Origin of the sequence: Teichococcus deserti (assembly GCF_001982615.1) — a bacterium.
Lineage (GTDB): Bacteria > Pseudomonadota > Alphaproteobacteria > Acetobacterales > Acetobacteraceae > Pseudoroseomonas > Pseudoroseomonas deserti.
In genome coordinates, this window is sequence record NZ_MLCO01000042.1 from 19,095 (window position 1) to 27,955 (window position 8,861).

An 8,861-nucleotide genomic window follows, 5' to 3' on the forward strand; every position below is an offset into this window, starting at 1 on the left:
CTGGTTCGGCGGGCTGAACGGGGGGAGGTGCGCTGGAATGCCCCCCGCCGTCAACACGCATTAAGACGTCCCCGCCGCCGGACCCCCGAAAAGCCGGGCGCTATTCCCCGGCGGCCCGGGCCGGGGCCAGGGGCGGCACGTGGTGGCCGGGCGGCGGCGGATGCGACCCCGGCGGCAGCAGATGGAGGGCGGCGAACTGCTCCGGTGGCACCGGGCGGCCGAAATGATAGCCCTGCGCCTCGGCATAGCCCTCCTGCCGCAGGATCTCGGCCTGTTCCGGCGTCTCCACGCCCTCGGCATTGGCGCGGATGTTCAGCGTCCGGCTCAGCTGCACCACCGAGCGGATGATGGCCAGGGCATTGGCATCCTCCTCCATGCCCTGGACGAAGCTGCGGTCGATCTTGATCTTGTCGAAGGCGAAGCGCCGCAGATAGGCGAGGCTGGTATGGCCGGCGCCGAAATCGTCCATGGCGATCCGCACCCCCAGCGCCCGCAGCCGGGCCAGGGTGGCCAGCACCGCCTCGGTGTCCTGCAGCAGCAGGCTCTCGGTGATCTCCAGCTCCAGCCGTTCCGGCGCCAGACCGGAGGCGCGCAGCACCGCCTCCACCGTGTCGCAGAAATCGCCGTGGCGGAACTGGATCGGCGAGACATTGACCGCCACCACCAGCGGCGCCGGCCAGCGCGCCGCCTGGTGGCAGGCCGCCGTCAGCACCCATGCGCCCAGCGGCAGGATCAGCCCGGTCTCCTCGGCAATGGCGATGAAGATGTCGGGCGGGACCGGCCCGTGGCCGGGCCGGTGCCAGCGCAGCAGCGCCTCCGCCCCGGCGATGCGGCCGCTGCGCAGGTCCATCAGCGGCTGGTAGTCGACCCGAAATTGCTCCCGCGCCACGGCGCGGCGCAGGTCCTGCTCCAGCGCGCGGCGCTCCTGCAGCCGGGCATTCATCTCGGGGGCGAAGAAATGGAAGCTGCCGCGGCTGTCCTGCTTGGCCTGCACCGTCGCCACGTCGGCATCGTGGATCAGCTCGGCCGGGGTCTGCCCCGCCTTGCTGAGCGCGATGCCGATCGACACGCCCAGGGTCAGCTGCGTGCCGTTCAGGTCGTAGGGCGGCGCCAGCAGCCCGAGCAGCCGCTCCGCCAGGCTGGCCGCGCCCTCGGGCTGCGGCGCGCTGGTCTGGATGATGGCGAATTCGTCGCCGCCCAGCCGCGCCAGGCTGTCATTGGCGCGCAGCCCCTGGCCCAGCCGCCGCGCCGTCTCGCGCAGCAGCGCGTCGCCGGCACCATGGCCCAGCGTGTCGTTGACCTCCTTGAAGCGGTCGAGGTCGAGGCAGAGCAGCGCCACCCCGCCGCCGTCGCGGTTGGCGCGCAGCAGCTCCTCCGCCAGCTTCTCCTGGAAGGCGGCGCGGTTCGACAGGCCGGTCAGCGTGTCATGCGCGGCCAGATAGGCGGCGCGGCTCAGTGCCTGGTCCAGCAGCCGCACCGGCAGCAGCCGCAGCAGCAGCCAGCAGATCAGCCCCAGCCCGCCGCAGAGCAGCCCGATCAGCACCGTCTCCTGCACCAGGCCGCGGATCGAGCGGGTGACCTCGACCTCGGCCATCGCCTGGGCGTCGCCATAGACCAGGGCGCGGCGGGTCAACAGCGGCCCCTGCAGCGCTTCCGGCGGGCCGGAGCGGACCAGCACGCGGCCGTCGGGGGTCAGGATGCGGCGCTGCTCCAGCCCGCCCTCGATCTCCGGACTGCCCAGCGCCAGCTGCAGCCCCTGCAGCCCGCCGGGCTCGTAGAGCCGCCAGGACAGCCGGCTGATCTCCAGCGCCAGCCGGCCGGTGCGGCCCTCCAGCGCGCCTTGCGCATGCGACAGCCCGGCCAGGAAGTAGCTGGCCGGCGGCACGATGGCCAAGGCCAGCGCGGCCGCCGCCGCCAGCAGCGAGATCAGCGTGATCAGCGGCGTGACATGGCGGTTCAGCCGGTCCGTCCGCTGCCGCGGCACCCCCAGCCCGAAGAAGCGACGGCGCCGGGCGGACGCCGCCGGCTCCGGACCCGCCTCCATCAGACCGGCCGCCGCCAGACCCGCGCCCCGCGCGTCGCCTGCCGCGGCGGCGGCGGGTCCGGTGGGATCGGAAGGGGCGAGGCTGGGCGGCATGGCAGGCTCCCGGGACAGCCGGCGCGGCGCATCCGCCCGACAGGACCAGGGTCAAGCCTCGCGCAGATTTCTTGCCATCGGATGAAGCGGGGAGGAGATCGGGCGCAGCGGTGGCGCCCCAGCTGGCATCTCCGGCTGCTCCAGCAGGCTGCGGATCTCGCGCAGCAGCGTCTCGGCCGGGCGCGACAGCGGCAGGCGGCTGGCCCAGAAGGCGCTGGCGGTGACCGGAATGGCCGGCTCGAAGGGCAGCACGGTCAGCGGCTGCCGCCGGTTGCGCGCGGAGAAAGGATCGACCACGGCGACCCCGACCCCCGATTCCGCCAGGGCGCGGGCGGTGTCGGCGTAGCGCACCTCGACCGTCGGCTGGAACGGCTCGCGCGCCTCGGCGAAGGCCTGGCGGATCGCCTGGCCCATGCGGGTGCCGGCCTCCAGCGCGATGAAGGGCCAGGGGCGCAGCAACGCCGGGCGCGCCACCGGCTCGCGCGCCAGCGGATGGTCGGGGGTGCAGACGCAGACCATGCGGCTCTCGGCCAGCGGGCGCACCGACAGGCCAGGCCGCGCCTCCAGGCTGACGCCGACGCCGAGCTCGGCCAGCCCGCTCTCGACCCCTTCCACCACCTCGTCCAGGCGGCGGACGTCGAAGGTGATGCGCAGCCGCGGCTGCCGCCCCAGCATCCGGGCAAGGGCCTGAGGGATGGCGCCATGGCCGAGCGGGGGCGTCGCCAGCAGCCGCAGCCGCCCCGTCTTGTCCTGGCGCAGCTCCTGCAGCCGTGCCTCCAGCGCTGCGTGCTGAGCGAAGAGCGGCTCCGATTCGGCATGGATCAGCCGGGCCGCCTCGGTCGGGAACAGCCGGTTGTTGATCCGCTCGAACAGCGGGAAGCCCAGCTGCGCCTCGAGCTGCTTGACCGCGTTGCTGACCGCCGGCTGCGACATGCCCAGCAGCCGCCCGGCGGCCATGGTGGTCTGGTGCCGGATGACAGCCCGGAGAATTTCAAGCTGGCGAAGGGTCATGATTTGGGCAGGGTATAACGCTGCCAAATGGTTTCCCGCAAATCATCATCACGCCGAGAATTGATCTGCCCAAGGCTTGTGCGAAGATGACCGACATCCCGAGGTCAGCCGAGGTTTTGCCCATGCCCCGTATCCTGCGTGTCGCCGCCGCCCAGATGGGTCCGAACCAGCGTGCCGACAGCCGCGCCGCCATTTTGGCCCGGATGATCGCCCTGCTGGAGCAGGCGGCCGGGCAGGGCGCCCAGCTCGTGGTCTTCCCTGAGCTCGCCTTCACCACCTTCTTCCCGCGCTGGCTGCTCGAAGGCGCCGAGCTCGAGCAGTACTATGAAGCCGCCATGCCGAATCCCGAGACGCAGGCCCTCTTCGATCGCGCCAAGGAACTCGGCGTCGGCTTCTATGTCGGCTATGCCGAGAAGACCGCCGAGGGCCAGCATTTCAACACGGCGATCACCGTCGGCCCTGATGGCAGCGTGCTGCAGAAGTACCGCAAGGTGCACCTGCCCGGCTCCGTCGAGCCGCGCGCCGGCGCCACCTTCCAGCAGCTGGAGAAGCGCTACTTCGAATATGGCGACATGGGCTTCCCGGCCTTCTACGGCCCCGACGCCTGGGGCGCCCCCGTCATGGGCCAGCTGATCTGCAACGACCGCCGCTGGCCTGAGGCCTGGCGCGTCTATGCCCTGCAGGGCATGGAGCTGATGGTCGTCGGCTACAACTCGGCCGCTTATGACCCGAATGGCGGCGACAGCGAGGACCAGGGGCTGCGCACCTTCCACTCGCAGCTGGCCGCCCAGTCCAACGCCTATATGAATGCCTGCTGGGCGGTGACCGTGGCCAAGGCCGGCGACGAGGACGGCTCGGGCCTGATCGGCGGCAGCTGCATCGTCGATCCGAACGGCCGCATCGTCGCCGAGGCGAAGACGCTGGGCGACGAGGTCATCCTCGCCGATTGCGACCTGGACCTGGTGCAGCAGGGCAAGCAGAAGATGTTCAACTTCGCCGCCCATCGCCGCCCGGACATGTATTCGATGATCACCGAGCGCACCGGCGCCGAGCCGCCCAAGCGTTAATCTTCTGGTTTCGGGGGCCGTTGGCCCCCGACCGTTTCGCCGACGCCGAATGCCGCCCCTGCCTCCGGGGCGGCGCATCCATATGACGGGGGGAGCCCGCTGCCATGCCCGCGCCCAATGCCGCCGCCTCGCTGCCGGACATCGCCCATTACACCCATGTGCCCAACCGGCACTGGGGGCGCTGGCTGGCCGTCGCCATCATCATCCTGCTGATCGCGGGCCTGGCGCGCGCCTTCGCCGTCGGCCAGATCGAATGGGACTTCGTCGGCCGCTTCTTCACCGCGCCCGCCATCATGACCGGCCTCTACAACACCTTGTGGATGACGCTGGGCGCCATGGCGCTGGGCATCACGCTCGGCGTCATCACGGCCGTCATGCGCATGTCGCCCAACCCGGTGCTGCAGGGCGTCGCCATGGGCTACACCTGGCTGTTCCGCGGCACGCCGGTGATCCTGCAGCTGCTGCTCTGGTTCAACCTGGCGCTGATCTTCCCGCGGCTCGGCTTCGGCGAGTTCTCGGTCCGGACCGTCGATGTGATGACGCCGGCCCTCGCTGCCCTGCTCGGCCTCGGCATCAACCAGGGCGCCTATACCTCCGAGGTCATCCGCGCCGGCATGCTCTCGGTCGATACCGGCCAGTATGAGGCGGCCAAGGCCATCGGCATGACCCGGCTGCGCGCGCTGCGCCGCATCATCTTCCCGCAGGCGATGCGCGTCGTCATCCCGCCCCTGGGCAACGAGTTCATCGGCATGGTGAAGCTGACCTCGCTGGCCAGCGTCATCCAGTTCGCCGAGATCCTGCACGCCGCGCAGAACATCTACTACGCCAATTCCCGCGTCATCGAGCTGCTGATCGTCGCCGCCATCTGGTACCTGATCATCGTCTCGATCCTGACGCCCCTGCAGATGCTGCTGGAACGCCGCTTCGCCCGCGGCGCCGGGGGTGCCCGATGAGCCAGTCTTCCACCATGCCGCCCGCCACCATGCCGCTGGTCGCCATCGTCGACGTCCGCAAGAAGTTCGGCGACTTCGAGGCGCTGGCCGGCGTCTCCCTCGATGTCCGCGCCGGCGAGGTGCTCTGCATCATCGGCGCCTCGGGCTCCGGCAAGACCACGCTGCTGCGCTGCGTGAACCAGCTGGTGACCATCGACAGCGGCGCCATCTGGGTCGATGGCGAGCTGACCGGCTGGCGCATCGACGGGACGAAGCTGCACGCCCTGCCGGAGAAGGAGGTGGCGCGCCAGCGCCTCTCCACCGGCATGGTCTTCCAGCGCTTCAACCTCTTCCCGCACATGACCGCGCTCGAGAACATCATCGAGGGCCCGGTGCAGGTGCAGAAGCGCAACCGCGCCGAGGCCGTGCGCGAGGCCGAGGCGCTGCTGGCCCGCGTCGGCCTCGCCGACAAGGCGGGCAGCTACCCGGCCAACCTCTCCGGCGGCCAGCAGCAGCGCGTCGCCATCGCCCGGGCGCTCGCGATGAAGCCCAAGCTGATGCTCTTCGACGAGCCGACCAGCGCCCTCGACCCCGAGCTGGTGGGCGAGGTGCTGGCGGCGATGAAGGAGCTGGCGGCCTCCGGCATGACCATGATCGTCGTCACCCATGAGCTGGGCTTCGCCCGCGAGGTGGCCGACCGCGTCGTCTACATGGACCGCGGCGCCATCGTCGAGCAGGGTCCCGCGGCCGAGGTCCTCGGCAACCCGCAGGAGCCGCGGCTCCGCGCCTTTCTGTCTGCTGTTCTGTCCTGAAGGAAGTCTCCTGATGCTGAAGAAGCTGGCGCTGGCCGCCACCGCCCTTGCCCCGCTGGTCATGGGCTTCGCTGCCCAGGCCGCCGAGCTGCCGTCGCACATCCGCTCGCGCGGCGCGATCATCGCCGCCGTCGTGCCGAACTACCCGCCGCTGGAGATGCGCGACCCGCAGACCAACGCGCTGACCGGCTTCGACATCGAGCTGGGCGAGGCCATCGCCGCCAAGCTCGGCGTCAAGATGCAGTGGCAGGAGACCAGCTTCGACCAGATGCTGGCCTCGGTCCGCACCGGCCGCGTCGACATCATCCTGTCCGGCATGTCCGACCTGAAGACCCGCCAGGACACGGCGACCTTCGTCGACTACCTGCGCTCGGGCAGCCAGTTCTTCACCCAGGCCAGCCGCGCTGGCGAGTTCCCGACGCCTGAGGCGCTTTGCGGCAAGCGGGTCGGCGCCAGCCGCCGCACCGCGCTGCCGAACGACATCAAGACCTACAGCGACGCCAATTGCGTGGCCAAAGGCCGCCCGGCGATCGAATACGTGCCCACCGAAGGCTCGGCCGACGCCCGCACCCAGCTGCGCCAGGGCCGCATCGACGCCGCCATGCAGGGCGGCGAGACCCTGCCCTATATCCAAGGCCTGGAGCCGAACACCTACGCCCTGGTCGGCGAGCCGGTGCGCTACACCCTGATGGGCATCGCCACCGGCAAGGACGAGACCGGCCTGCAGCAGGCGCTGGCCGAGGCGCTGAAGAGCCTGATCGCCGACGGCTCCTATGCCAAGCTGGCCGCCAAGTGGCAGCTGACCCCGAGCATGATCCCGGAAGTGCAGATCAATGGCGGCAACTGACGCTTTGTCTGCCGGGGGGCTGAAGGCCGGGCTCGACGCCCTGCCGCTGCTGCCGGCCAACCGCGCGCCGCTCGCCACGGAATATCCGTGGCCGGCGGGGCAGAAGGCGGCGATGTTCCTGTCCTTCGACGTCGATGCGGAAAGCGCCTGGACCGCCAAGGACCCGGCCCGCTACGGCGAGCTGGTGACCATGTCCTTCGGCGGCTACGAGGCGCGCGTCGGCACGCCGAAGCTGCTGCAGCTGCTGCGTGAGCTCGGGCTGAAGGCCACCTTCTTCATCACCGGCTGGTCGGTCGAGGCGCATCCGGCGATGTGCGAGGCCATCCTGAAGGACGGCCACGAGATCGGCCATCACGGCTTCCACCACGTCATGCCGCAGCCCGGCGACCCGATGCTGGTGGAAGAGGTGGATCGCGGGCTGGAGACGCTGAAGCGCCGCCTGGGCGTGGTGCCGCGCGGCTACCGCGCCCCGTCGGGCGAGTTCTGCGAGGAGCTGCGCGTCCTGCTGAAGGATCGCGGCCTGGTCTACACCTCCTCCTTCCGCGACGACGTCCGGCCCTATCGCCACCTGCTGGCCGATGACACGCCCGGCCTGGTCGAGCTGCCGGTGACCGCCTGCTACGACGACTGGCTGCTCGGCCTTTCGCAGCGCTACAGCCGCCACACGCTGCTGACCCGCGAGCAGGTCCTCTCCATCTGGACCGACGAGCTGGAAGAGGTCCGCGACTGGGGCGGCATGGTCACCACCGTGCTGCATCCGCAATGCAGCGGCCGTCCGATGCGCCTGAAGCTGCTGCGCGAATTCCTGCAGCACACCCAGGCGCTGAAGGATGTCTGGATCGCGACCGGCGCCGAGATCGCCGACCACTTCATCGCCTGCGAAGGCAACGCGGCCTGAGGTGACGACCCGGGGGCGGCTCAACAAGGCCGCCCCCCACGAAAAAAACGCACAGAAAAACGGCATGCTTCCTGAGGAGACTGATCTTGAACCCGATCAAGCACCTGCTCGCGGCCGGCCTTGCCGTCGCCCTGGGCGTCGCCCCCGCCATGGCCCAGAGCCTGCCGGATTCGATCCGCAGCGCCGGCTTCATCCGCGTCGGCATCGAGGCGACCTATCCGCCCATGGCCTACAAGGACCCCGCCACCAACGAGCGGCGCGGCGTGAATGTCGACCTGGTTACCGCCATCGGCCGTGACCTCGGCGTCGAAATCCGCTGGGAGGAAATGTCCTTCGAGCAGATCATCAACTCGCTGACCACCGGCCGCATCGATTTCAGCGGCACCTCGATGACCGACCTGCCGGCCCGGCGCGAGAAGCTGAGCTTCGTCGACTACATCACCACCGGCGGCCAGCTCTTCACCACCCAGGCGCTCGCCGCCACCATCCGCGAGGCCATCGACTTCTGCGGCAAGGCGGTCTCCACGCCGCGCTTCACCAACTACTTCCCCTCCGCCCAGGCCTGGAGCGAGAAGAACTGCGCCGCCGCCAACCGCCCGGCGATGAACGTCGTCGGCAGCAATGGCGCCACCGCCTCGCGCACCGACCTGCGCCAGGAGCGCAGCCAGGGCGCCATCCTCGGCGCCGAGTTCGTGGCGCATCTGCAGATCCAGGAGCCGGGCGTCTGGGCCGCGGTCGGCAAGCCGATCACCAACAACCTCTCGGGCCTCGCCTTCCCGAAGGAATCGACCGCCCTCCGCGACGCCATCGCCGCCTCGCTGTCGCGGCTGATCGCCAACGGGACCTATGCCGAGATCCTGAAGAAGCATGGGATCGCCGGCCAGGCTGTTTCCGCCATCACGATCGACGCCGGGCAGCCGTAAGACTGGGGGCGCCGCCCCCAGACCCCCGCCGGGGGGATAGTATCCCCCCGGACCCCGCCTTCAGTCAGGATCCGCCATGCTCATCACCAACGCCGCCCTCGTCACCTGCAACGACAGCCGTGAAGTGATCGCGCACCAGGCCATCCTGATCCGCCACAACAAGATCGCCGAAATCGGTGACAGCAAAGCGCTGGAAGCTCAGCACCCGACCGAAGAAAAATTCGACGCCACGGG

General features: G+C 70.2%; 8 protein-coding genes. 6 read left to right on the top strand and 2 right to left on the bottom strand.

Annotated elements, in window-relative coordinates; translation table 11 throughout:
* Window positions 1-100: 100 nt before the first annotated feature.
* Together BKE38_RS05955 and BKE38_RS05960 are read right to left on the bottom strand one after the other, a co-directional pair.
* Window positions 101-2,137: a putative bifunctional diguanylate cyclase/phosphodiesterase gene (locus tag BKE38_RS05955; protein ID WP_076956448.1), complete on the bottom strand. Its 2,037-nt coding sequence runs from the start codon at window positions 2,135-2,137 to the stop codon at window positions 101-103.
* Between the two features lie 51 nt (window positions 2,138-2,188).
* A complete protein-coding gene (locus tag BKE38_RS05960) occupies window positions 2,189-3,148 on the bottom strand; it encodes a LysR family transcriptional regulator (RefSeq protein ID WP_083747324.1) in 960 nt (319 codons plus the stop codon).
* Window positions 3,149-3,270: 122 nt separating this feature from the next.
* Between BKE38_RS05960 and BKE38_RS05965 the strand changes: the two genes are divergently transcribed.
* The 6 genes from BKE38_RS05965 to BKE38_RS05990 all read left to right on the top strand — a co-directional run bounded on the left by BKE38_RS05965 (window position 3,271) and on the right by BKE38_RS05990 (window position 8,627).
* Complete coding sequence (locus tag BKE38_RS05965; RefSeq protein WP_076956449.1) at window positions 3,271-4,215, top strand: N-carbamoyl-D-amino-acid hydrolase; 945 nt, start codon at window positions 3,271-3,273, stop codon at window positions 4,213-4,215.
* A 104-nt stretch (window positions 4,216-4,319) separates the two neighbouring features.
* On the top strand, window positions 4,320-5,168 hold the full coding sequence (locus BKE38_RS05970; protein WP_106409138.1) for an amino acid ABC transporter permease: 849 nt from the start codon (window positions 4,320-4,322) through the stop codon (window positions 5,166-5,168).
* A complete protein-coding gene (locus BKE38_RS05975; RefSeq protein ID WP_165694119.1) occupies window positions 5,165-5,959 on the top strand; it encodes an amino acid ABC transporter ATP-binding protein in 795 nt (264 codons plus the stop codon). The genes BKE38_RS05970 and BKE38_RS05975 overlap by 4 nt, the downstream gene beginning before the upstream one ends.
* Window positions 5,960-5,972: 13 nt before the next feature.
* Complete coding sequence (locus tag BKE38_RS05980; RefSeq protein ID WP_076956450.1) at window positions 5,973-6,806, top strand: ABC transporter substrate-binding protein; 834 nt, start codon at window positions 5,973-5,975, stop codon at window positions 6,804-6,806.
* A complete protein-coding gene (locus BKE38_RS05985; protein ID WP_076956451.1) occupies window positions 6,793-7,704 on the top strand; it encodes a polysaccharide deacetylase family protein in 912 nt (303 codons plus the stop codon). The genes BKE38_RS05980 and BKE38_RS05985 overlap by 14 nt, the downstream gene beginning before the upstream one ends.
* 86 nt (window positions 7,705-7,790) lie before the next feature.
* Entirely contained in the window at window positions 7,791-8,627 is an 837-nt protein-coding gene (locus BKE38_RS05990; RefSeq protein WP_083747325.1) for a transporter substrate-binding domain-containing protein, read from the top strand.
* Window positions 8,628-8,861 lie beyond the last annotated feature (234 nt).